Annotated in this window: 22 protein-coding genes; 17 read left to right on the forward strand and 5 right to left on the reverse strand. The window is 49.4% G+C overall.

Annotated elements, in window-relative coordinates; translation table 11 throughout:
• Positions 1–41: 41 nt before the first annotated feature.
• Entirely contained in the window at positions 42–746 is a 705-nt protein-coding gene (locus tag C7820_RS27360; protein WP_258875464.1) for a DUF1036 domain-containing protein, read from the reverse strand.
• 242 nt (positions 747–988) lie between these two features.
• Here C7820_RS27360 and C7820_RS27365 point away from each other — a divergent pair, with 242 nt between their 5' ends.
• A complete protein-coding gene (locus C7820_RS27365; protein WP_116233710.1) occupies positions 989–2,116 on the forward strand; it encodes a beta-ketoacyl-ACP synthase III in 1,128 nt (375 codons plus the stop codon).
• 115 nt (positions 2,117–2,231) lie between these two features.
• Here the strand turns inward: C7820_RS27365 and C7820_RS27370 are convergent, their stop codons facing one another.
• Entirely contained in the window at positions 2,232–6,734 is a 4,503-nt protein-coding gene (locus C7820_RS27370; RefSeq protein WP_116233711.1) for a glycosyl hydrolase, read from the reverse strand.
• A gap of 1,044 nt (positions 6,735–7,778) precedes the next feature.
• On the opposite strand from C7820_RS27370, the gene C7820_RS27375 reads away from it, so the two are divergent.
• On the forward strand, positions 7,779–8,444 hold the full coding sequence (locus C7820_RS27375) for a hypothetical protein (RefSeq protein ID WP_116233712.1): 666 nt from the start codon (positions 7,779–7,781) through the stop codon (positions 8,442–8,444).
• Positions 8,445–9,233: 789 nt separating this feature from the next.
• Positions 9,234–9,719 (forward strand): EVE domain-containing protein, encoded by a 486-nt coding sequence (locus C7820_RS27380; protein WP_181909226.1) that lies wholly within the window; start codon positions 9,234–9,236, stop codon positions 9,717–9,719.
• A 311-nt stretch (positions 9,720–10,030) separates the two neighbouring features.
• Here the strand turns inward: C7820_RS27380 and C7820_RS27385 are convergent, their stop codons facing one another.
• Positions 10,031–10,603, reverse strand: a complete 573-nt coding sequence (locus C7820_RS27385; protein ID WP_116233713.1) for a TetR/AcrR family transcriptional regulator — start codon at positions 10,601–10,603, stop codon at positions 10,031–10,033.
• A 294-nt stretch (positions 10,604–10,897) separates the two neighbouring features.
• Here C7820_RS27385 and C7820_RS27390 point away from each other — a divergent pair, with 294 nt between their 5' ends.
• The 4 genes from C7820_RS27390 (at position 10,898) to C7820_RS27405 (ending at position 13,499) form a co-directional block, all read left to right on the forward strand.
• On the forward strand, positions 10,898–11,674 hold the full coding sequence (locus C7820_RS27390; RefSeq protein WP_116233714.1) for an SDR family NAD(P)-dependent oxidoreductase: 777 nt from the start codon (positions 10,898–10,900) through the stop codon (positions 11,672–11,674).
• 521 nt (positions 11,675–12,195) lie between these two features.
• The gene (locus tag C7820_RS27395) at positions 12,196–12,756 is read left to right on the forward strand and encodes a TetR/AcrR family transcriptional regulator (protein ID WP_116233715.1); all 561 of its coding nucleotides are present in this window, start codon (positions 12,196–12,198) and stop codon (positions 12,754–12,756) included.
• A 7-nt stretch (positions 12,757–12,763) separates the two neighbouring features.
• Positions 12,764–13,087 (forward strand): DMT family transporter, encoded by a 324-nt coding sequence (locus tag C7820_RS27400; protein WP_116233716.1) that lies wholly within the window; start codon positions 12,764–12,766, stop codon positions 13,085–13,087.
• 1 nt (position 13,088) lies between these two features.
• Positions 13,089–13,499 (forward strand): YvaD family protein, encoded by a 411-nt coding sequence (locus tag C7820_RS27405; RefSeq protein ID WP_116233717.1) that lies wholly within the window; start codon positions 13,089–13,091, stop codon positions 13,497–13,499.
• Positions 13,500–13,539: 40 nt separating this feature from the next.
• Here the strand turns inward: C7820_RS27405 and C7820_RS27410 are convergent, their stop codons facing one another.
• Complete coding sequence (locus C7820_RS27410; RefSeq protein ID WP_258875465.1) at positions 13,540–14,127, reverse strand: GNAT family N-acetyltransferase; 588 nt, start codon at positions 14,125–14,127, stop codon at positions 13,540–13,542.
• A 310-nt stretch (positions 14,128–14,437) separates the two neighbouring features.
• On the opposite strand from C7820_RS27410, the gene C7820_RS27415 reads away from it, so the two are divergent.
• The 10 genes from C7820_RS27415 (at position 14,438) to C7820_RS27460 (ending at position 24,178) form a co-directional block, all read left to right on the forward strand.
• Positions 14,438–14,941 carry a GNAT family N-acetyltransferase gene (locus C7820_RS27415; RefSeq protein WP_116233719.1) on the forward strand — a complete coding sequence of 168 codons (504 nt, stop codon included), beginning with the start codon at positions 14,438–14,440 and terminating at the stop codon, positions 14,939–14,941.
• A 199-nt stretch (positions 14,942–15,140) separates the two neighbouring features.
• On the forward strand, positions 15,141–15,419 hold the full coding sequence (locus C7820_RS27420; protein ID WP_105444201.1) for an ArsR/SmtB family transcription factor: 279 nt from the start codon (positions 15,141–15,143) through the stop codon (positions 15,417–15,419).
• Between the two features lie 93 nt (positions 15,420–15,512).
• A complete protein-coding gene (locus C7820_RS27425; protein WP_116233720.1) occupies positions 15,513–16,595 on the forward strand; it encodes an LLM class flavin-dependent oxidoreductase in 1,083 nt (360 codons plus the stop codon).
• 98 nt (positions 16,596–16,693) lie between these two features.
• A complete protein-coding gene (locus tag C7820_RS27430; RefSeq protein WP_116233721.1) occupies positions 16,694–17,842 on the forward strand; it encodes an MFS transporter in 1,149 nt (382 codons plus the stop codon).
• A gap of 409 nt (positions 17,843–18,251) precedes the next feature.
• The gene (locus tag C7820_RS27435; RefSeq protein ID WP_116233949.1) at positions 18,252–18,980 is read left to right on the forward strand and encodes a hypothetical protein; all 729 of its coding nucleotides are present in this window, start codon (positions 18,252–18,254) and stop codon (positions 18,978–18,980) included.
• A 10-nt stretch (positions 18,981–18,990) separates the two neighbouring features.
• The gene (locus C7820_RS27440) at positions 18,991–20,676 is read left to right on the forward strand and encodes a vWA domain-containing protein (protein WP_116233722.1); all 1,686 of its coding nucleotides are present in this window, start codon (positions 18,991–18,993) and stop codon (positions 20,674–20,676) included.
• 28 nt (positions 20,677–20,704) lie between these two features.
• Positions 20,705–21,844, forward strand: a complete 1,140-nt coding sequence (locus tag C7820_RS27445) for a toxic anion resistance protein (protein ID WP_116233723.1) — start codon at positions 20,705–20,707, stop codon at positions 21,842–21,844.
• 149 nt (positions 21,845–21,993) lie between these two features.
• Positions 21,994–22,659 carry an FMN-dependent NADH-azoreductase gene (locus C7820_RS27450; protein ID WP_116233724.1) on the forward strand — a complete coding sequence of 222 codons (666 nt, stop codon included), beginning with the start codon at positions 21,994–21,996 and terminating at the stop codon, positions 22,657–22,659.
• Between the two features lie 83 nt (positions 22,660–22,742).
• Positions 22,743–23,678: a sigma-70 family RNA polymerase sigma factor gene (locus C7820_RS27455; protein ID WP_116233725.1), complete on the forward strand. Its 936-nt coding sequence runs from the start codon at positions 22,743–22,745 to the stop codon at positions 23,676–23,678.
• Positions 23,679–23,773: 95 nt separating this feature from the next.
• On the forward strand, positions 23,774–24,178 hold the full coding sequence (locus C7820_RS27460; protein ID WP_116233726.1) for a pentapeptide repeat-containing protein: 405 nt from the start codon (positions 23,774–23,776) through the stop codon (positions 24,176–24,178).
• A 52-nt stretch (positions 24,179–24,230) separates the two neighbouring features.
• Here the strand turns inward: C7820_RS27460 and C7820_RS27465 are convergent, their stop codons facing one another.
• On the reverse strand, positions 24,231–25,103 hold the full coding sequence (locus tag C7820_RS27465; RefSeq protein ID WP_116233727.1) for an SDR family oxidoreductase: 873 nt from the start codon (positions 25,101–25,103) through the stop codon (positions 24,231–24,233).
• Positions 25,104–25,199 lie beyond the last annotated feature (96 nt).

Here is a 25,199-nt window from a genome sequence, read left to right on the forward strand (position 1 = left end):
CCGATCCTCGATCAGAATCATTGCGGCTTTGGGATGAAACTTTATTTCCGTTTACGATTTCTCGGCTTTCTAACTTTGCCCAGTTTGCCCAATTTAACAGGAGTTTTTCTCAAGCTGGCCTTGCCTAATTTAAACTTCCGTGTACTCTTTTTCGGCGCTCTCATATTTCTTGATTTCACTGCGCCTGCGGCTTCTACCAGGGTAAGGGTATAGTTTTGGAAATTGCCGACGTTGACCTCGTCAAATCCTACTTCTCTGCAGCCCGTCCCTTGGCAGCTTTCGATCCAGCACGTGTTGAAGGCGGTACTCGGAACATCGGTGGGGAAATCTCCGCTCCACGTATTGCCGAATAGGTCATAGGCATAGTAATAATACGTTTGATTTACAGAGGATCCCGTTACCAGTAGTCGGCGTCTTCCCGGAGAAATCCGGTACCAGCCAGCTTTTGAATAAGTGATCGGGCTGCAATCCGGATCATAGTACCCCACCGCGACCCATACGGGGTTCGGCGTACTGTTTCTAACATAAAAACTCATAGCATCCACTCCATCCTGATCAAAGAATCGGTACTGCACTATTAATCTATGTGAGTTTTTTGAAAGGGTCATAGACAAATGGAAGAGGAAAGAGTCCAATTTGAAAACAGCCGCATGGGACGGATTGTGAAGGCAGACAACCAATTTGACCCGAATCCCGCCTTTACCCAACACGCATGAACGCTTTTCCAATAAAATATGGTATGCCATTCTTGATTGAGCCTCTCTGGATTATCTCCATTGTCTGTGCTGCATTCGAACCGGCTTCCTTCATCCCGTGACTGCAACGGTAAAAGAGTGGATCGCAGAGGCTGCCGCTGCCTGAATAAAGCGGTTTTTTTGTTGTTTGAAAACACGCCTGAAGAGCATTTGAATCTACTAATTTTTCATCTACTTTACAATTAGTGGGATTAATATCATAATTAGTAATCATATCTTTAGTGAGGTGTTATATGAAATCTGTTTATATCACGAGCATGGGGAAGTTCCTTCCCGGCGCCCCGGTGGGCAATGAGGAAATGGAAGATTACCTTGGCAAAATCGGAGGCAGATCCTCCAAGACGAAGCGTATCATTTTGGAAAAGAATCAGATCAAGCAGCGCTATTACGCGATGGACAAGGAGCAGAAGAGCTTGTACACCAACGCGGAGATGGCGGCCCTGGCCATACGAGAGACGTTGGAGCGCAACGCCGGTGTCCGTCCAGAGGACGTCGAATTCTTGGCGACGGGTACGACACGAGCGGATTTGCTGCTGCCGGGTTTTGCGAGTATGGTGCACGCCGAGACGGGACTGCCGGTGATGGAGATTTCTTCGCACTCGGGGTTATGCGCGAGCGGGATGCATGCGCTGAAGAACGCTTTTTTACATATCAAGTCAGGAGAGCACCGGACGGCCATCGCTTGTTCCAGCGAGTTTCTGAGCCGCGAGTTCAAACATACGAAGTTCGAGGCACAGGGCATTTACAGCAACGGCCGGGTACCGTTCGACACGGATTTTCTGCGGTTCATGTTGTCGGACGGGGCGGGGGCAGCCCTATTGCAAAATGAACCCTCCGCACAGGGTCTCTCCCTGCGCATCGAGTGGATCGACAACAAGTCGTATGCCAATGAGTACGAGACCTGCATGTATTCCGGCATGAGCAAGGAGGATGGCGGCCGTTCGTGGCTGGACTACGCCTCGATTCATGAAGCGGCCGATCACGGCGCGCTGAATTTGAAGCAGGATGTCCGGCTGGTGAATGAAATTACGAAGGTGGGGACGCGGCGTTTTTTAGAGCTGGTGGAAGAAGGGCGGATTGACCCGGACGCGGTCGATTGGATGGTGGTCCATTATTCATCGCATGTGTTCAGGGAAGAGATCTTTCAACTGCTTGAGCAGGGCGGTGTGACGATCCCTGAGGAAAAATGGTTTACGAATCTGTACACCAAAGGAAATACGGCGGCGGCTTCGATTTACATCATGCTGGAGGAACTGCTGTATTCCGGACGCCTTTCCGCGGGGCAGCAAATCGTCTGCGTCGTTCCGGAAAGCGGCCGCTTTCAGGCTTCGACGATGCTGTTGACGGTGGTTGGGGCTTGATAGCCCTTTGTAACAATCGAGTATCGAATACGATTTCCATAACTTGCATAAAAGGACCCTCAGCGGAGGGTCCTTTTTGTATCGTTGATTAAGGTGAATTTAGTAATGAAGATGGTTACAGGCTTTCGTTCATCGTTCCCTCATTCTCGCTATCTTCATCCACAGTACCTTGAGTGTTAGTACCTTCACCAGTGGCGTTACCGGCTTCGCTGAAACCTGCGACGTCATTTCCTGTATTACTAGCAGCACCAACCTCGCTGACCTCGGCCCCACCATTCACCACGGCATCCAGCGTTTTCTCATCCAGTGTCACATCATCCACATACACGCTCATCGTTCCTTCACCGCTTGGCGAGGCGATCTGCAGCCCGATGGTCTTGATCAGTGTCTTGTCGATGGCGTCGCCGTTGATGTCCTTGCCGTTCAGGTTTAGCTTGATCCACTGGTATTCGCCTGTCAGCTCGACTTCGTCAGTGGAAGCCCAGACCCAGTCCGACCCGGTCTTGATAAACAGCTTCGCTTTGGCCGTGCCGCCAGCCACTCGGGCGCGGACCATCAGGGTGCTGCCTTGGCTAAGGTCCTGATCGCTCATGTAGGCGAGCTCAAAGTGCTTGTCGGCTGCGCCAGCCGACGGAAAGTCCGCGCTGAGCACCTTGCTGCCGCCGTCCTCCGGATTGGCGATGTTGTCGGCTCCAAGGGTGTTGTCGTTCAGCGACCAGCCAGCGATGGAGCTGTTGAAGTCGAACAGCACGCCGGGTGCGGTGCCACCGCCTGCGCTGCCGTTCGGCACGGTGCCTACAGCCGGATCGAGCAGGGCATGGATGTCGTCAAAATACATCGACGATGTCAACCGGTTGCCGTCCGGCACCGCGTTCGTATAGATGGAGAACGCCTGGACGTTCTTCAGGTTCGACTTCGTCAACGTGCCGGTCGCCCCGTTGGCGGGCTTAAACTCGTTGAACGGAGCGGTGATGAGCGCCGGCTCGGTCGTCTTGGTGTCCGGGTAGTACTCGTACGTCTTGCCATCCGCGTTGATCTGCATCACCAGCTTCTGGCCCTGGCCGTCCGGCTGGTACCAGAATTGCAGGGCGTTGTAGCCGGACCAATCCGCGCCGTTCATCGCCTTGGTGATGCCGGCGTAGCCGCTGCCTGCCAGCGTGTACGTGTACTTCAGCCCGTAGCTGCCGCCGTGCTTGTGCGTGCCGTCCAGCGCAGCACCGGCCGGGTCGCCGCCGGCGTGCACAAACTTGCTGGCCAGCGCGTCGCTGCTGCCCAGGTAGCTCTCGAAGTCGTCGACGACGGCCGGGTCGCCCGACGATTCGGCATAGGCGCTGTAGAGCCTAATGTTATCGACGTAGACCGGAAGCGTATCTCCGTCCGATTGCAGCGCGCTGCCCACGATGGACAAGGCGATGTCGTCGGCGGCCGCCAGCGCATCCGCGTTCGTAAAATCGATCGTTGGGCTGAATTTAACATACTCCACGCCATCGATCGTTTCTTTGGGCAGGGATGCAAACGACGAATACGTTGTGTCCATGCCGTACTTATTAATCCAGTCCGGTGGGAGCTGCCCGACCGCGCGCAGGCTGGCCTGCTCGCTGGATGCCCCGGCTGCAGCGGGCACCCACACGTCCATTTTGACCCGTTGGATACCCGCGAGCGAGCCGGCGCCGGCTTTAGCCTTGGCGTTCTTTAACTCCAGCTTCAGCTCCTGCCATGAATCGGTTCCGTTCAAATGCGGGGCACTGATCTTCAGGGATCCGCCGTTAAAACCGCTGTACGCCGCACTGCCGTCATTCGTTCCTCCCGCCGAGCTGGTATATTCGCCGTTGTATTGGATGCCTTCCGCGTCAGCGGCCGTATCGAAAGTGTAGGCACCGGCCAGCACCTCGCCGATCTTCACGAACACCGTGTTCGTTTGTTCATGCAGCAAGGCCCCGCTGCTGCCATACAATTTAACGGTGATGTCCGCGGTTTTACCGTTCTGCTCCGCTGCCGGCGTCCATTGCGCCTCGTAGTAGCCGCTGTCCGGGTTCAGGGTCATCGGATACTCGGTATTCGAACCTTGTATGCTGTAGACGACACGATCCGGCGTTTCGTTCAGGACGCGGACACGAATGGTTGTTGAATCCTCCTTGATGGTGCTTTGGCCCGTCGGAGAAGCGATATGCATGAAGCCCTGCTCGGAGGCGGTGTTGACCTTTTTATCATAGGCGCCAATGACCCCGTCGCTGAACAGCGTGTACGTATCCTGGTAGTACTTTTTAAAATCCGGCAGCATTTCATGCTCCTGGTTCGGATCGCCGGTGGGATAAGGGACGTAAATGGAGTCCGGCCCAAAGTTGGCCCAGGTCAGCATGAACGCCATCTTTTTCGCGTCCGGATCGGATTTGAGCGTGTCCGCCAGCTTCGTGTAGAAGTCGGGCGTCGTATTGCCGGAGACCTTCATTTTCTGGTAGCCGAATTCGGTGAAGGCAGCGACCTTGCCGCGGCTGTCCGCGATGTTGGAAACGGTTTTGGCTTCCGTCTTCACGCCGTTAAACCAGGAGTCGCCCTCGCCGTTGTAGTAGCTGTCGAACCCGAGGATGTCGACGTAGTCGTCTCCCGGGTAGGTTTTTAAGTAGGTGTCCGCGGAGTCGCCAAAACCGCCGCCAGGCGAGAAGGCGTACAGGAAGTTGTGAACGCCTTTCTTGTCGCGGAGATACTCGACTGTATAACGGTAGATCTCCTTGTATTCGTCGGTCGTTGTAAAAGCGGCCCCCCACCAGAACCAGCTTCCGCTCTGCTCATGGAACGGCCGGAAGATGACTGGAATCGGCCTGCCGTCATCGGTTTTGAGGTGCAGGGCGAAATCGGCGATCTGATCGAGAAAAGCGTTATACGCCGCGTTCTTGTCCCCGCCCGGCAGGATGTGGGACACGACGTTGCCCTTGGTGTCGTAAAAATCCCCGCCTGTGACGAAGTTCGGCATATGGGAGCTGAGCGTCAGCACGCCGCCGTCGGCGTAGGCTTTCTTCATAACGGCGACGAGGTTGTCGCGGCTCCGCTCGGCATGGCCGGCCACGCCCGGCTTTTCTTTGCCTTCCAAGCTCAGCGTATCCCAGCCGAACAGCCCCGGATAGGCACCGACGCTGTTGAATGTGTCGGACTGGGTTCCGTCCTTCGCCGTGATGGACATACCTTCGGTAGTGGCATGCTGCTGGCCGAACAGGATGTTCTTGCCGCGGAGCTGATTCAAATAGACGAACAGCGATTTGGTGCGGTCGGTTGCCGCTGCGTCCGTCAGGTTGACGGTCGTGACGTTTTCCACCGGACCGCCGCCGTTGTCGCCGCCGCTGCCGTTTCCGTTCCCGCCGGAACTGGAGCCGCCGCCTGTGCTGCCCGAAGGACTGCCGCCTGCGCCTGTGGTGCCTGTGCTTCCGGATGGCGCAGGGCTTGCATTAGCTGCTCCACCGGAGATGCTGGTCGTTCCAGGCGGAAGCGCCTTGCCGTTCAGCGTGACGCCGCTGCCCTGGATCACCGCCTGCTTGATGCTGCCCGTGCCCGTGATTGCGGTGCCTGCGGCCGACGGGTTCACGGTCAGGGAAGCGATGGAGGCACCGGCGCCGAGGCTCAGCTGCACCGGCTGGTTGAACTCAGCACTGTCGATGATCGAGCTGTCACCCGCGTCCAGTTGGGACGGGCTGTTTGCCGCCAGCTGCCCGATATGGGTCGTACCGGACAGCTGTACATGCACCTGGCCGTCGCGGCGGTTGACGAGAACGCTGCCGAGATCGGAGTCCTTCACGATGACCGTATGGGAGCCGCCGCCTTCGATGAAAGTGGTGCCCTGAACCGTGACATGATCCAAGGTGACCTCGCCGTCGCCGATCCCTGGTGCCAGATACAAATTACCTTGAATGACGGCGTCCTTCAGGATGACACCCCCGTGGTTCACCACGGCGCTGCTTTGAATCTTCCCGGCGGTATAAGTACCCGCAGCCGGATAGTATGCGCTGACCAGCTTGTCGATCAGGGTAACGATTTCCGCGCGGGTAATAGGTACCTCAGGACGGAAGGTCCCGTTCGGGTAGCCTTGGAAGTAACCGGAGAGCGCCCGGACCGCTTCGCGGGCGTACACCCCGATGTGCTCTTGGTCTGGGAAGGAGAGGGTGGGGGCCGTATCGTTTCCGCTTATTTCAAACGCCCGTGCCAGCAGCACCGCAGCGTCCTGACGGGTTAGCGGTTCGCCCGGCTTGGCCGCGTTGCCAGGATATCCGGTATAGTAGCCGGCTTCCCTGGCTATGGAGAAAGCGTTTGCAAACCAGGAGTCGGCGGGGACATCCGCATAAGCTTCCTTCGACTGGGCCGTAAAGCCGAACAAAAGATTTATGAGCGAGACGAATTCTGCACGCGTGATTTCTGCATTCGGGCGGAAGGTGTGATCCGGATAGCCCTGGATCAGCCCGCTGCTCAGCCATTTTTGCACGCTGGCCTGTGCCCAGTGCCCCGTAAGGTCCTTGGCGATTATTCCGCTGAGGTCCGTTTGGGCAGCTGCCGATCCGTAGGCGGGAGACAGCAGTGAAGCGATCAATACCGCCGATAGGGTAGTGCCCAGCCATTTGGATGACTTTTTCATGAAAACTCCCCTTGATTGATAGAAGATAAAGGGCTAACAAAGTGGTTTTTTGAGCTAACAGGAGATCATATTTAGAAATTATGTAACCGCTTTATTTATCCCTTTTCGAGTCAATATACTATCATAACGGGGTGCGTCTGGCAAGAATTTAGTTATATTAATTTTCTAATAAAATAATAACAAATAATAAATCGTTATCTTTTTGCCTGGATCATCGTTCAAAGGAAAAAGCCCCCACATTCCAAAAGAATGAGGAGGCTGAGGGATTATGTGTTTTTCAATTTTGAGGTTCTCTTCCTGATATTTGTCCAGTCCTACGAAGACCGCGGTATAGCAGATTCCGTCAAATCAGGGCACCCTTCATCTATTGGAAGAATCATACCCTTACCAGTATTCATATGAACCAGGTTTGGCGAAGGCAGCTGCCGAAGACAACACCCTTAGTATTTCGATTGATGAATATAGTGACTAAAACTCCAAGTAACGCTCCGTTACTTGGAGTTTTAGATGAGCATTTGCTAGAGATCGCTTTAAAATTCGGTACTCGCGGGCCCAGCTAGAACCCTCTCGATTTTCCCGCTTCTTCTTCCGGTACGCATACCCGGGTGTATTGGATTTGGCGCAATCCAGCAGCCTTTGTCAATGGCTTTTTTTAATAATCAACGGCACGATCCAGATTTGACGTCAAAATGCAAAACGTGTTCCAGAACAAAGTAGGGTTACCTCCCCAATCACAGCATTTGTCGAACATTTGCGTATAACATCGGCCGCATGGCGTAATCATTGTTCAAACCGTATTTTTCATGGTCTACCGTAATAAACATTCCCGTTGATAAATCCCCTGTTTGTCCTTTTCTATTTTATTTGCTTATTCGGACAAGAGAAAATACATCCAGACTAGTAAATGCTCGGTAACCAGCAGCGAGTTTGCATAAGTATGAGGAGCCATTTTAGATAAATTCTATATACATATATTTACAAATAATCTTATATATCCTATAATACCACATAGAAGTAAAAATACCAAAATTTTAGGAGGAAAAAATGAAAACGAAAACTTTACTCTCTCTTCTAGTTGTTGTAATGATCTTTTCTTCTGTTTGCAGCTTTGTATCAGCTAGCAGTAGCACTAATAATATTAAAAATCCTGAACAAGAGTTTATTGACACAATAACACCTTATATTTCTGCTATCGATCAACATTATGTTTTTGATGAGAACAAAGCCTCAGCAGATGGCATTGACCAAAGTCTAATAAATAAGGCTAGAAAAACTGTTGAAGATACAAACGCTACAATTGATAACATTATTCAGGATACTTACTTAATGAATTATCAGACCGAAACAATGCCTAAAGGTTCAATCACTCCCTTCCAGGTTATAGGAGATATTGATACTGATAACTATTTTGATTATGATGTTAAATGGTGGGGGGGCGTTGATTTATGGATTAGTCCCAGAATGGTAAGTGATATGCAAGATAATAACGGTGCAATAACTGGAGGGGTTACCCTCGGTACAATTACAGTATTGGAGTTAATAAGTAAAAGAATGGGGATTAAAGTCCCAGCAAGAGTTGAAACATCAATTACTACTTTTGTAGGTGCAGTTACAAGCTATGGCATCACTACTTTTTATAGAAATTTTAAAGATACTGGAGTATTATTCAAACAAAATTGGTTGGGTGAGTTTTGGTTTGAACGTCCATAAATACAATCGATAGGAGATGGTATCTATTGAACCTTCGACTAAAGGAATTATTCAAATTGTACAAGGTTCGAAAAAGATATCTCTTGGATTTTGTCGCCTTACCGTTCATTATAACTTTTGCAACGTTCACATCAAATCCTCAATCGCCACTTACAAAGTATATAATCACCTATATAACTTTACTTTGTTTATCTTTATTAATCTATGCGATAATTCATCGGGATACCAAGTAATGGACAAAACTCCAGGTAACAAACTGTTACTTGGAGTTTTAGCTTTGTATTCTCTAAAGCCCGCTTCAAAGCTCTGCTCTAACTTGCCCAACCAGAACACGCTCGATTTCACCGCAACTGCCCGGCACCAGGTACGAATAATAAGGAGTATTGAACTTATTACGTACCAGCCAGTCTTTTTCAACAGCTTATTGATAATAATCCGCTTCACGTTCCGTCTCGTCCGTCAAACAAAACATGTTCCAGCCCTACTTTCGAGAAGCTTCGTCCGTTTTGAACCCAACTCACATTCATTTCCGACAACAGTTGACCACAGTCGGGCCTTTTTTGACAGTGAACGGCGTGCCGGCCGTTAGCGAGGTTTTGCAGAGAGGCCGGTGCCGTGTTAGTTAGGAAGAGATTGATATGTCATTCCGTTCGTGCGCTAGAACAAAAGTATATACCCAGATGCTAAAACGCTACTGACAGACCGTTGTCAGCAGCGTTTTTATATAGTCTTAGGAGATGATTTATTAAGGAGGCACCCATATTGGAAAAGAAAAACGAAGATCAAATCATGCCGGTTACCGCAGATGAGCAAAACAGCCGCTATTGGATTGGCGTTGTATCTGCCTCTCACGTGAAGCGGGGGGTCCAAGGCGGATTTGCCCAGCTCTGTCATGGAAAAGCAGCACCTTTGCGCCGGATGAGTCCCGGCGATTGGCTCATATACTACTCTCCACGAACCGACATGTCGAAAGGGGAGCCGCTTCAAGCGTTTACCGCCATTGGGCAGGTGACCGGTGACAGAGTCTACGAGTATCCGATGTCCGAATCCTTTGTGCCTTTTCGCCGGGATATCCGTTACCTTCCATGCCGTGAAGTGAAGATTGCCCCTCTATTGGACCGGCTTACCTTTACCCGCGGGAAGCGCAGCTGGGGATATGCTTTCCGCTATGGGCAATTTGAGATCGGATATGAGGATTTTCAGACGATTGCCAGCATTATGTTAGGTGATGTAACGTGGGACAATGCCAGCCAAAGCGTGCTTATTGATCTTTAGCGCGAAAAGTCACAGTCACGATCCATGGCTGTGACTCTTTTGCTTTTAAAAGGCAGAAAAAACGACCAAAGCCTCTTCACGAAGAGAACACGTGGGACAGAGAGCGGCATAGTCTTCTGATTAAGCAATGACATCTGTTTTGGATAAATAGGGCTGACTATTGTAAAGGCAATAGTGGAGAGGTTATGGCATTAATGCTGCTTATAGCGGGAGTATGTGATGGAATGAGTGGCACATTTACAGATGGTTTCAGAATGGTTATGGGAGAAAACGATGATTTTCGTTGGCTGATTTCCCAACAACGTTACCTTTTAGGCGTATCCAGTTTTAGGAAAAGTTATTTGAATGTTCAGTTTATATAATAGCTGCTTAACTTGCATAGCTACAATTTCAATATCGCTATCTACTTCATCAAGTATATAAGATTCCAATACTCCTATTATTGCCGTTCCAAGAAACTTCAAAAAAATATGCTTATCGGTAATGGGATACGAATCCTCATTAATCTTTTTATTGATCTCCCCCATCGTAAAAGACGATAGCTTTTTGCGAAATGATGAAGCATCTCTGCTTTTAAACAATGCGGCAAAAAATGATTTATGCTGCTCAAAATAAGAAAACCATGAAATAGAATCTTCTATAAGTCCCGTGTCTTTTTTTTGATCACATATTTCTCGCAATTGTGCTATATGGTCATCCACAATCTTATCTAATAGATCATACTTATCCATATAATGTAGGTAAAACGTTTTTCGACTAATGTTGGCTTTCTCCGTCATGTTTCTAACCGTAATCTCGTCAAACCCTTCCTTAACTAACATTTGCAAAAAGGTCGATTGAATAGCCTGTCGAGACTTTAATACTCTTCTATCTATTTTATTCATAGAGCAAGTCCCCCATTATTTTGTACACAATGATAACAATATGTGTATTAATACGCAAATAGCGTATTGTGGTAATAGAATCAATCGAACCTTTATTATAGTGTAAATATACACAGGGCAAATAACACGCACAAGTGTATTTTAAAGATGAAAGTAGTTTTAACTGTGAGGGTTCAGACACGGGCATTTATGCGGAGAAACTTGCTGAGCTAGCACATTGAACGGGCCTATAGAGGCACTTCAGCCGAGGGTACAACCCATGGGTAGTTATTTTATATGTTTAGGAGGGTTACAATGAAGCGATTAGAGAGAAAAACAGCAGTGATTACAGGAGGAAGCGATGGGATCGGTTTTGCCATTGCTTCGGCATTTGCCGAAAATGGCGCAAACCTTGTCTTAGTCGCTCGAAATCAAGAAAAACTGTTCCATGCAAAGCAGCTTTTACAGACAAAAGGTGTCTCAGTTGAGACAGTCTCTGCCGATCTTAAAGATCTTGCAAGCATTCCACATGTGACAGCAACACTGCTTGAGCGAACACACGGCCAAATACATGTGTTAGTCAACAATGTTGGAGTGGCCCATTTCAAACCTCTTCCTGACCTTTCCTTGGACCTCTTAGATGAAATGGTGAACCTCAATATCAAAGTTCCATTTCTTCTCATTCAACACTTGCTCCCAGCACTGACCGCAACGAGAGGGAATATTCTCAATATTTCAACCTATTGGTCTCAAAAAATGATTGCGGGACGGCCATCATCAGCCTACTCGATGACACGTGGCGCGATCAATACGCTCACCAAAGCGCTCGCTAACGAGTTGGGTGAACTCCAGATCCGCACTAACGCTATCGCTCCTGGTTCTATTGACACATCGACCTTCCGGAAGTGGCTTGATACAAAGAATCAAGAAGAGCTTTTCGAATATCAGAACTACGTTACAAGCGCGTACCCGCTGGGGCACATTGGAAATGAAGAAGATGTTGCAAATGCCGCTGTCTATCTGGCCTCTGACGAAGCAAAGTGGGTCACTGGAACCATTCTCAATATCGATGGTGGTTTGACTGTACGGTGAGGGTGATGGGCATTGAAGTCGTCCCACTCAACCCCATATCTCCCGCCAAATCAACACAACTACTCATCTAGTAATTGACGACAACATTCAAGAGATCGAATATAGCAGATGCAATTAGAAGTTATTTGATTTGCTAAAGAACTTGTCAGAAGAAACGAAAGTGAAGTTTGTATTGCTGGTTAAATATTCTGAAGCGTCAAATAGCTCTCATCTTGTTTTCTAAGATGAGGGCTATTTCAAGTTATCTATTCATTTTTAAATATGCGATAAGCGAGAGGGAGCAATGGCGACCAAGGCAGCAGATTATCGAGCGCGTCCGGATCATTGGATCAGACAACTGGGGCAACTGCTCGAACAAATATAACACCATCAGGAGTATTGTGAAAAATCGACGGCTCTGTACTTTTCTTTTGGTGAATCAGGGGGCATTGTAAGTTGACGAAAGGAAGGGGATGTATTATATTGAGTAAAACTAGGAAAATATAATATTTTTATTGTTTTCCGTCACAGGAGTGAAATGAATGAATGATCGAATTATGGAAGTGGTAAGACACGAAATCAAGCGAAGAGGTCTCCGTTTCACCATGGCGGAACTTGCGAAGCTTTCAGGGATGAGTACGAAAACACTCTATGGAGTATTCTCTTCAAAAGAGGAACTCATTACGGCAATTCTCGATGATACGATGAATGAATTGAAAGAAAAGGAGAAGGCAATTCTTGAAGACAATGAACTGAGTACACTGACTAAATTGAAAAAGTGTTTGGTTCTTGTTCCTGCAGATTTTCAGTTTGTAGATATGAACCTTATAACGGACCTCCAACGTTTCTATCCATTGCAGTGGAAGCTGCTGGATCAATTTCTGAACCAACAATGGGACAGCATCCATAGCTTGTTTAATGAAGGCATCAGCGAAGGGATTCTACGCTCTTTTAATACTGAATTATTTATTGACCTGTATGTCGGCGGATTCTATCGGCTAATAGAAGACCCCTCAGCTCGTAAGAGTAACAAAGGTCTGCAGGAAAGCTTAGAAGACATGGTGGACATTCTATTGTCCGGCATTGTACAGAAAGAAGGTTAAGAATGGTATGCACTGGATATTATTAACGTTGGCTATCCTTGCGGAAGTAGCAGGAACGACAACGATGAAATGGTCGGAAGGCTTCAGCAGGCTTACTCCTTCTTTGCTGCTCTTTGTTTTTTACGCTTCCAGTTTAACTTTTTTGAATTTTGCATTAAAAGGAATCGAGGTAAGCATTGCGTATGCGATTTGGTCGGGTCTAGGAACAGCTATTGTTGTTATAATCGGCATACTCATTTTTTCTGAACCATTGACTCTATTGAAGACCATCTCGATCATCCTTATCATTGCCGGCGTCATCGGTTTAAATCTTGGCGGGGGGAGAGCGTGATTTGAGTAAGAAATTGAGAGTGCTGTTCTTGTTTACAGATATCGGATTTATGGTGTATTGGATCGTTACGATCTTTGCGCTTATTCCCCAAGCTTACCTATACCAGGATTATAGCAACGAGTTATTAGTCATCTGGAATTGGTCCTTTTTTCCGTTAGATATTTTCATTTCGATAACAGGAATATACAGTCTGTATTTACATAAACGTCATGACCTCAGATGGAGCCAGTTGGCTTTGATCTCTCTTACCCTAACCTTCTGTTCGGGTTTGCAGGCGATAGCGTTCTGGATCATTAAAGCGGACTACGACCTGATGTGGTGGATACCCAATCTGTATTTACTGATTTATCCTTTATTTTTCATTCCAAAGCTTATTAAAACTCCTACCAACACGAGTGCATTAAGTAAATGAGGCATAAAGAAGGAGCTGCGCTGGGCAGCCCCTTCTCCGTTTATATGCTGAGTTTCTCGTTTTGCTTTTGAATAAATTCATCTTTGGTTAAACCATACAAAATAAAATCCATGTATTTGCCATTGATATATACCACTTGTCTCCGCACACCTTCTTGAACGCAGCCAAGTTTCTGCATCATCCTCGAAGAACCTTCATTTCCTTCAAGAACATAATCATTAAATTTATGAAGCCTTCGTTCCAAAAAAGCATACTTTAAGAGGATTTCCATTGCCCGGGTACCATAACCCTTACCACGATGCTCTTTATCGATGACGATCCCGATACTAAACGTTCCGTTTCTCTCGTCGATGCTGTTTAAATTAATTCCGCCGATACTCTCCCCATGTAATGTTTCAATCGTAAACATGATTCGTCCGTTCGTAGAGGTAAAATCAGCATTTTCCTCTGTAAACCTCTTTGCTCCTGAAATGGTAGGGGGTAATTCCATAGCACATTCCAGTAGGAGGCGTGCGGGAGTTTCATAGAGACCTATGTAAAAACTTTCCCAATCTTCCGGCTGGATGGCACGCAATCGAACTTCATCATCTTGCCAAAAATAATGGCAGTAATCGATCTCTTGCATCATAACGACCTCCAATGATAAACAAGAATTTAGTTAAAATCCATATTAGCACGGGGGCTCCTAATTCTGGGAATAATGAATGGTTTTAATTTTTTATTATCGTTATAAAAATAAAAAACCGGCACAACTACGCGCCGGTTCACGAAATGCCATATAGACATATTCCTAAAAATGCCATGGATACATAATAGTCTATTAAAAAATTCAATATAAGTCTATTACTTTTTTTGCATAGATTGTATGTTATTAAAGCGACCGCGGCGCAAAAACGAATCGGTGATCTTGCCGAACATAAGGAAGGGAGAAATCCTGCATGATTACACTCAGAAAAATCACGCTCGAAAACAGACGCGAAATATTTAAACTAGAGGTTTCGGAAGATCAGCGCCGCTTCGTTGCGTCCAATTTGTCCAGCGTAGCTTCGTGTTATGTTCTTGCGACCAATGGAGGACATCCTTTTCCGTTTGCCATTTACGCGGATGAGCAGCCCGTCGGTTTTGTGATGATCACGTATAAAATTACCGGTTACGATACCCCGTCCATCGCAGACGACGGCTATTGTATTCTGCGGCTGATGATGGATCAGCGACACCAAAACAAGGGCTATGGCCGGGAAGCCATGAAAAAGGTGCTGGAGTTTATCCGCACTTTTCCGGCAGGTCCTGCACAATACTGCTGGATTTCTTACAAGGCTGATAACGCGCCCGCCAAAAAGCTGTATGAGAGCTTCGGCTTCCGTGACAGTGGTGAAGTGATCGGAGACGAGCAAATCACGGTATTGCGGCTCAACTCGCCACCTTCTATTACTTGTGTCTAAGGATACGCCAACCCAAACCCAAACCCAAAACCAAACCTAAAACCAAGCAGCAGTCGGCCCGAGGACCGGCTGCTTTTCATTGAATTAGCAGGCCATTTGCAGCTCCTAGGTGGAGCCCTTTACTTTCCAACGGCATCATGCTAAACTGGATTTCGATAGTTATAGAACTGCGGAATAGATGGAGGAGGTGAGCATCATCATGGGTGATCATCAAACAGATCTGCAGGCCGTTAAGGTATATAAAGCTCTGGGGGAACCAACCCGGCTGAAGATCGCCTTGCTGCTCTCGAAAGAAAGCGATTTATGCTTCACGGCCATCGGTGAAAAGCTTGAATCCGTTGCGGGTTCGACGCTGTCGCATCATCTGAAGCAGCTGACGGATTCCGGTCTGATTGATTCACGGAAAAGCGGGTCGTATATTCACTATAACGTCAATCGGGAAGTGGCGGAAAAATTTGCGCCTTATTTAATGGCGTAATTTTTTTAACCAACATTTCGATAGTTCTAGAACTGAGGAATTGATGGTTGTACAAGTCATCCTCAATACCCTATGAAGAAGGAGTGCACTCTTATGAGCGACAAAGCAAATACGATCGAGATTGGAATCAGTACGTTTCTTCATGCAGATCCCGAAAAAGGGGGTGTCTCACATGCCGAGCGTCTGCGTCAAGCGATCGAAGAGATCCAATTGGCCGATCAAGTCGGCCTTGACGTCTTTGCCATCGGCGAGCATCACCGTATCGACTATACAAGCTCGTCTCCAGCCGTCATATTGGCTGCCGCTGCGGCGACCACGAAAAAGATCCGTCTATCGAGCGCGGTGACGGTGTTGTCTTCGGATGATCCGGTGCGGGTATATCAGAGCTTTGCGACGCTTGACGGACTGTCGAACGGGAGGGCTGAGATCATGGCCGGACGAGGCTCGTTCATCGAATCGTTTCCGCTGTTCGGCTATGACCTGAAGGATTACGAGGAATTGTTCGAAGAGAAGCTGGAACTGCTGCTCAAGATCCGAGCTTCGGAGCGGGTGACATGGCGCGGCGGACATCGTCCTGCGATTGACAATATGGGCATTTATCCTCGTGCTGTGCAGCAGCCTTTACCGGTCTGGATCGGCACAGGCGGCAGCCCGGAATCGGCCATTCGGGCCGCCTTGCTGGGACTTCCGATCGTCTTCTCAATCCTTGGCGGACCGCCGCAGCGATTCGCACCCTTGGTGGAGCTCTATAAGGAAGCGGCTGTGAAAGCCGGGCATGATCCAAATCAGCTGCAGATTGCTACGCACTCGCATGGCTTTATATCCGATACGACACAAGAGGCGTCAGAGCGGTATTACCCTGTGATGGCGGCCCAAATGAACCGGATCGGACGGGAACGCGGTTGGTCTCCTTATACACGTGACTCATACGATGCATCCTCCAGCCTTCATGGTGCTCTTTATGTCGGGGACCCTGAATATGTGGCGGAAAAAATCTTACTGCTGCACAAGAACCTTGGCCTGACCCGATTCCTTATGTACGTGGATTTCAGCACGCTCCCTCATCGCGAATTGCTGCGAACGATTGAGCTGCTCGGAACCAAGGTAGCACCGATCGTCCGCCAAGAGCTCGACCGCCAAGCATCAAGCGGTGATGATGGAGCGCTACAGACCTAATCGGGGCAGGAGATGCCTAAGGATAGGACCATATTTTTTTAGTCATGATTTCTACAGATTTAGAATTGTAAAACTGTTGGGAAGAGGAGATACACGATATGAGATGGAAAATTTATATATTGGCGATTGCGAGCTTTTTAGTCGGGACCTCTGAGTTTGTGATTGCCGGCATACTGGATATGCTTGCAAAGGACGTTGGCGTGTCGGTAGCGGCGGCCGGCCAGCTGATTACCGTCTACTCGCTTGCCTATGCGATCGGTACCCCGATTCTGATTGCGCTCACAGCAAAGATAGATCGGAAAAAGCTGATGCTGTCGGCTTTGGGCTTGTTTTTCATAGGCAACCTGATCACCATCACATCTACCGGTTACGGCATGCTGATGGGGGCAAGAATCATTTTGGCCATCAGTACCGGGGTATTCATGGTTGTCGCCCTTACCGTTGCGGCCAAAATTGCCCATCCTGGCAAGCAGGGCGGTTCGATCGCCACCGTTCTCTTGGGCTTTAATCTCGCGCTCATTCTGGGGGTTCCTCTGGGACGGGTCATTGCGGGCTCGTATGATTGGAAGGTCATTTTCACGGGAGTCGGCGTGCTCAGCCTGCTCGCCATGTTGGTTCTTCTGCTGGCGATTCCCAAATCAGAGGGAGAGGCTCCCGTTCCCATTCGGGAACAGCTCGCCTTGTTCAAAACGCCACGGATTTCCGCTGCGCTGTCCATCAGCTTTTTCTGGATAATGGGATATACCATTCTGTATACCTATATCACGCCGTTTCTTCTGACCATTACGGGGATGAGCGAGCGGATGGTAAGCATCGGGCTGTTTGCATTTGGGCTGGCAAGTCTCCTGGGCTCCCAAGTCGGCGGCTACGGTGCAGACAAATGGGGGATCCCCCGCACGATGGTAGGCGGTCTGATCTTTCACTCCGGCATTTTATTTTTGCTGGCCGCGTTTGCCCATTACTCCATGCTTGTGCTCCCATTGCTGATGCTGTGGTCCTTCTTTGCATGGTCGACGGGTCCGGTTCAGCAAGTGTACTTAATCGGTATGGCTCCCCAGGCTTCGGGGATCATTTTAAGCTTGAACAACTCCATTGTGCAGTTGGGGATGGCTGTTGGGGCCGTCATCGGAGGCATTATTGTGGACAGCATCTCTCTGACAGCAGCCGGCTGGCTGGGTGGAATAGGGGTCGCCCTTGGGCTGATCCCGGCCGTGTATTCTTTGACAATGCGCCGCCGGGCTGCATGAGAAGCGCTGGAAGCATATACTTTGGCTTTCGGATTTCTCCCTTAAGAAGGCTCTATACATCAAGAAATCCGAAAACAAGAGCGGTCGCAGGAACATTTTACGTACTTGCTCCATTATCCATATGAGTGATTCATCATCTAGCGTAAATGCAATAGCTCCGTCCAAAATGAAAGCAGCCGGCTTGTTGAGCGGCTGTCTTTTTGCGGTTAAGGGGACTTCCATTCGTTCTCGTTCATACTGCCACCTTGCCGAGCATAAGGAAAATAAGTAGCCAGTTAAATGAAGCCAAAACGGAGATCGAACCGTATTAAAAATAAATCGTTACAAAAAATGACATCCCAAAACATCATCATGTAGAATATGGTAAAGGATGAGATTAGTGATGAAGGAGGTGCGAACCTAATTGGGAATGAAATACATAAAACTGCTGGGTATCACTCTGGGGGTCATCGTCGTGAACATCGTTCTGTTCTCCCCGGGTTTTATCGGTCTTAACATCGGCGCAAGCGCCTTTTCGACGGCATTCGGGATTACCTTCCTTCTGGCGAGTGTTCTGGTTCTCATTTATTCGGTTTACAGTGTTAACGCCAAGACCCCGGCTGCCGTGCCGGTCAAACAGATCCAGACGCATGACGACTACGTGAATGCCTTGCAGTACTACAAGAAAGTCAAAGCGTTAGAAGCGGATATATCCCTCGCTCTAAATCAGCTCGACCGCATCGCACGCAAGAAGTACAAACTGGTCGGCGTGTTGACCCAGCGTTTCGATCCGAGCGAGCTTAGCTACAAAAAATTCATGTCGACGGTCCAGGCGGTAGAAAACGTATTTTACCTCAACCTCAAAAGCATCCTGAACCGGCTGGGCGCATTCGACGAATCCGAGTTTAAAAGTCTTAGTGGATCTAAAGCCTCCCATCTACCTCCAGAATTACTCCAAGAAAGAAAGCAGATCTACAACGAGTATTTAACATTCACCAAGAACTCCCTGGCGACCAATGAAGAGATCCTGCTCAAGCTGGATAAGCTCCTGCTGGAAATATCCCGCCTGGACAGCTTCGAAGCCGGCGACATCGAGAAGATGCCGTGCATGCAGGAAATCGATCTGTTAATTAATCAAACCAAATATTATAAGAATTAGAGGTGTTCATGTGAAGAAGGGCAGGTTTATTCTGACTTCAGTGATCGTGTTGATTTTTGTATTTGCGCTCGTGTACGGGGGAATTACGGTAACCTCGAATCTCGGGAAGTCGAAAGACCAGGTGACCGCGGAAGACGCAGCCAAACGGCTGGATAAATTATATTCGAAGATTTCACCCGCAACGGCAACGCCTGTAAAAGGACAAATTGACCTGGACCCGGTGGATGTGGCCTCATCCCTTCCGGATATCAGCAAATTCCCGATTACGGTGCCGAACACAAATGATCATTATGTCGAGATATTCTCATCGACCGAGAAGTCGGGAACCGGCGTGGACGGCTGGCTCACGGAGGCGGCGACGGAGTTCAATAAAGCGAATGTGGCTGTAAACGGAACTCCCGTATCGGTTAAGGTCCGCAACATCGCTTCAGGCACAGCAGCGGACTATATCATGTCAGGTAAATACGTACCGGATGCCTTTACGCCCTCCAACGAATTATGGGGAGAGATGGTCAAGTCCAGCGGCGTCAAAACCCAATTGGTGTCTAAGCGCCTCGTGGGCAACGTTCCCGGGATCGTCATCAAGAAGTCCAAATACGATGCTCTTGTCGAAAAGTACGGTTCCATCAATGTCAAAACGGTAACGGATGCGATCGCAAGCAACGAGCTTGTCATGGGTTATACGGATCCTTTTGCCAGTTCGACCGGTCTGAATTTTCTGGTGACCTCGCTGAATACGTTCGACAGCTCCAATATTTTAAGCGATAAAGCGGTTCAAGGGTTCGAGAAATTCCAAGCCAACGTACCGTTCATTGCCTCGACGACGATCCAAATGCGGGATGCGGCCACATCGGGCTCCCTCGACGGTTTCATTCTGGAGTACCAGACGTTCGTCAACGCACCTGACCTGAAAAGCGGCTATGTTTTCACTCCTTTTGGCGTGCGTCACGACAGCCCGCTCTACGCGCTTGGCGATACGACGCCGGAGAAGCTGGCCATTTTGAAAAAGTTCGCAGAATTCGTAACCCAGGCTAAATACGTTAAAGCAGCAAAAGACAAAGGCTTCAACGGGCTTGAGGATTACAAATCCGAGATGGCCCCGATTGACGGGAAGCTGCTGACATCCGCCCAGAAGGTATGGAAAGAGAAGAAGAACGGGAGCAAGCCGATTGTAGCCGTATTTGTGGCGGACACGTCAGGCAGCATGGATGGTGAACCGCTGAACCGCTTGAAAGAATCGCTGATCAAGGGCCAAAAATATTTGGGTAAAGACAACAGCATCGGCATGGTTTCTTATTCCGACGACGTGACCATCCAGCTCCCGATCGGAAAATACGACGTTAATCAGCAGTCGATGTTCGTGGGCGCAGTGAACAGCCTTCAGGCCAGCGGCCAGACCGCGACGTTTGACGGCATCGTGGTTGCGCTCAAGATGCTGCAGGACCAGCTGGCAGCCGATCCGAACATGAAACCCGTTATTTTCGTACTAAGCGACGGTGAAACGAACAAAGGCAATTCGCTCAGCGACATCAAAGGACTGATTGAGAACTACAAAGTTCCGATTTATACCATTGGCTATAACGCCAACATTAAGGCTTTGCAAAGCATTTCCAGCATTAACGAAGCCGCCAGCATCAATGCGGATACCGATGACGTCGTGTACAAGATCGGAAATCTGTTCAACGTTCAAATGTAAGGGTGAAGTCAAAGGGGGAGGATGAGATATGGCGTTTACGATGAGTGTCTCAAGTGCGGAGCAGATCCAGGCTGTGATCGAGGAGGAAGTCAAGCCGGTACCGGAAGAGGTAGCGAAGCTGAAAGAAATCGCCGATGCGAATGTGGCTTCCATTATGGAGCTGGATGTGGAGTCGCTGGACAAACGCAAGGAGATTTTGCAATCGATCGACAGCTTCGGGCTGGATACGATGAAGCTTTCTTCCGAGAAGAACAACCTGCTGCAGGTGTCCGTCGGCAATCTTTCCAAAGGCGGGGATGAAGGGGGGGCTGTCGCCAAAGGGCTGACGGAACTGCATACGCAGCTGAAGGATCTGGACCCCAGTCTGATCGACTTTGCCAAAAAGGGATTCCTCGGCAAGCTGTTCAACCCGCTGCGGGCATACTTTTTGAAGTTTGAGAAGGCAGACGACGTCATTGCTGACATTGTCGTATCCCTCGACAAAGGGAAAACGACGCTCAAAAACGACAATACGACGCTGGAGCTGGAGCAGCAAACGATCCGAGAGCTGACGAAGACGCTGAAGAAAGAAATTCAGCTGGGTACGATGATGGACGAATCGATCGAGGCCCAGATTGAAGCGGCCAAGCAAAGGGGAGAAGATCCGGAAAAGATCCGTTTTATCACGGAGGAAGTCCTCTTTCCGATGCGGCAGCGTGTGATGGATCTTCAGCAGATGCTGGTGGTCAACCAGCAGGGCATCATGGCCTATGAAGTGGTCATCCGCAACAACCGTGAGCTGATCCGGGGCGTGGACCGGGCCAAAACCGTTACGATCTCGGCGCTGAAAATCGCGGTGACCGTGGCCAGTGCGCTGTACAACCAAGGCATTGTGCTCAAGAAGATCGAGCTGCTGAATCAAACGACGAACAATATCATTGCCGGCACCTCCCGGATGTTAAAGGATCAAGGCGTAGCGATCCAGAAGCAGGCCATCGAAACCAGCGTCTCCGTCGATACGCTCAAGCAGGCTTTCTCCGATGCCATCTCCGCCTTTGAAGCGATCAGCTCTTACAAACAGGCGGCGCTTCCGAAAATGCGGGATACGATCAATCAGTTCCGTGCCTTGTCCGATGAGGGGGAGAAGCACATTCAGCGTCTGGAAAAAGGGAAAGCGCTGGGTCTGTGACCGGTTTTCATGAACTCTATATTGAAGTGCGAAGACAGCCGGTTTTGTGACCGGCTGCTTTTTTTTTGAATAATTTCTCCATCTTGTCACAAAATCAAATTGTGGATTGTCTTCAATAGTGTTGAAACCAGGAGGGAGAGATAGAATTTATGGAAAAGCTGCTTGTCATTAATGCGCATCCGAAAGTGGAGGACGATTCATCCGTAAGCTTGACCGTGCTCCGGCACTTTTTAGAAGCTTATCGAAACCTGAATCCGGAGGGACCTATCGAACAAATTGATCTGTATTCGGAAGATGTGCCCTGCATTGATCGATTATTTTTCAGCGCACAGGAAAAAATGCAAAAAAATGAGCGCTTAACGGAAGAAGAACAGCGGCTCACTTCCCGGATGTCGGATATCCTACGGCAGTTCAAGAGCGCCAAGAGGTACGTCATCGCCATGCCGCTGCATAACTTTAATATTCCTTCGAAGCTCAAAGATTATATGGATAACATCCTGATTGCCAAAGAGACCTTCGCCTATACGGACAAGGGATCGATCGGTCTGTTGACCGACGGGCGGAACGTTGTCGTCATTCAGGCAAGCGACGGGATTTATACGAACCAGGATTGGTACACGGAAGTTGAGTACTCCCATCGTTATTTGAAATCGATGTTTAACTTTATGGGCGTCGACTATCAAATCATCCGGGCACAGGGCAATCATTCCATGAAGAGGGATGAGGTGCTGGCCAAGGCATTTCAAGAAGCCGAATCTGCGGCGGCCTCTTTGGCACATCAGGGAATGCAAGTGTCCAATCAGGCAGGGAGCTAGTAATTCATCGTGAGGGCGTCAGCCCCGGATTCAAGTCGGCTATGTTACAATAAGCGGAAAAGAGCGGGGACGGAGATGGATAGATGGCAACAGATACATCCAGTTTATATGTAGAGTATAAGCCGCTGCTGAGCAGCATCGCCTACCGAATGCTGGGGTCGCTCACGGACGCCGAGGATATTGTGCAGGATATTTTTGCTGAGCTGGAAACGATGCAGACCGATCATATTTTAAACATGAAGGCCTATTTGCTTAAAATGGTTACCAACCGGAGCATCAATGTGCTGAAGTCGGCCCGCAAAACACGCGAAGTATATACCGGCCCTTGGCTGCCGGAGCCTGAGACGGCTGATGCAGGTCAGACTCCCGAAACCGCAGCGATCCAAGCCGAATCGGTCTCCTACGCGCTGCTCGTCCTTCTGGAACAGCTGTCGCCGGTGGAGAGAGCCGTCTTCATTCTCCGGGAAACGCTCGATTACGATTACCGGGATATCGCCGAGCTGCTGGACAAAAGCGATGCGAACTGCCGGAAGCTGTACAGCCGGGCGAAGCAGAAGGTCAGCACCGCGCCGGTTCCGGGGCGGGAGGAGAGAGCGGCCGCAGAGCCGCCGATTGCAGTGCCTGTAGAAAGCACTCGCGTCACTTCCGACCAGGCCAAGCATGCGGAGCTGCTATCCCGCGCTTTTATGGCAGCAGCCAATTCCGGCGATTTCAAGGAATTTGTCGGCATGCTTGCGGATGATGCCCGATTATACACGGATGGCGGCGGCAAGGTTCGCTCGGCGATCTTCCCGATCATCGGCAGCAATCGCATCCTGGCCTTCCTTCAAGGGATTGCCCCGGGAAATATCAAGCCGGAGAATCAGCTGCTGATCGACGTCAACGGGCAGCCCGGCCTGCGGTTGAACCGTGGCGACGAGCTCTTTGCGGTGTTGTCCTTCCAGTTTGACAGCGACTCGCGGCCTGTCCGTATGTTTATGGTCACGAATCCGGATAAACTGAAGCATGTGACCCCCTAACGGCTTTTTTTTGGCAGACATAAAAAGGGTTTCGGAAACAACATGTAGAATATCCCATATGGTTAAAAATTCCAGATGGGAAAGAGGTATGCATTTTGAAATTTGAACAACAAAATTTAAGCCATTCAAGCTTCAATTGCTGCGACCTCAGTGAAACGGAAATTCAATGCTGCAATGGCAGCGGGATGAGCATGAACGATGTGAATTTGACCGGAATGCACATTTCCGATGCGAATATGAGCGAAATCGCCATTGACGGTGCTCAATGGGGCGGCGCACTTTTTCAATCCATCGGCTACGGAGATCCAAGCCAGCCTGATGCAGAACACAACAAGGAGGGCGTCCGTTTTTCAGACTGCAGCTTTCAGAACGGGCGGATCACCGACTGTGATTTTACGAACGCCAATTTTCAAAACTGCGACATATCAGGATTGGTCATCAATGGGATCAACATCGAAGAATTAATCCAAAAGCATGTTCCTGTGGAACAAAGAGAGTAGGATACAGATAAAACTATGAAAGCCACCCCAGGGTCTGGAGTGGCTTTCATCATTATGCCTGCCGTACCACATCATCCGCATCCGTGGAATAAGCGAGTTCTTTCTGTGCGTCAAGCGCAGCCAATCTGTCCAGCAGAGCTTCCCGGATTTGCTCATAGGCATCGCTGCCCAGCGCCATCCGGATCGGACCTTCTCCCTGATCGACGCGGCGGATGATCTGCTGCGCCATTTTATCCGGATCGCCGACAACCATTTGATTAAACATGCTCATATCGATGCCCGGCAGTTCCCCTTTCATCAGGCTGACGAACTGGCCTGCCTCCTTGTCCCGATATGCGTCCATCCGTTCTCCGAATACCGCATTGCTCGTAATGAAATTCGTACGGATTCCGCCCGGTTCCACGATAGTCGTCTTAATATTGAACGGCGCGGCTTCCTTGGCCAGCGCTTCAAAGGCGCCCTCGACCGCCCATTTGGAAGAACAATACAGCCCCATTCCCGGCGTGGAATAATGCCCCGCCATGCTGGATATCTGCACGATGTGCCCGCTGCCCTGTTTGCGGAAAAAAGGCAGGACGGCACGGGCTGCGCGCAGTGATCCGAGGACGTTGGTTTTGAACAGATGCTCGATCTGCCTGTCGCTTGCTTCCTCCACTGCACCGTACAATCCATAGGCTGCGTTATTGACAAACACATCGATCGTGCCGAATTCCTCCCATGCCCGTTCGATCACCTCAACAATTTGCTGCGGGTTCGTCAGATCCAAATGAGCCTGCCATAATTGGGAACCATATTGAGCTTTCAGATCGTCCAGCACGCCAGGCTTGCGCACCGTTACGGCTACACGGTCGCCTCTTTCAAGCAACCGGCGGGTGATGCGCGAAGCCAAGCCTCCTGACGCTCCTGTAATAAACCATGTTTGCATGCTAAATGCCCTCCAATCGCTGTATTCCTCTGTATCATACGAGCAGCGGAAGGGCGCTAGCCACAGCATGTTTATACTATTAACGGGAGTAACAGT

Origin of the sequence: Paenibacillus sp. VMFN-D1 (genome assembly GCF_003386155.1) — a bacterium.
GTDB lineage: Bacteria > Bacillota > Bacilli > Paenibacillales > Paenibacillaceae > Paenibacillus_AQ > Paenibacillus_AQ favisporus.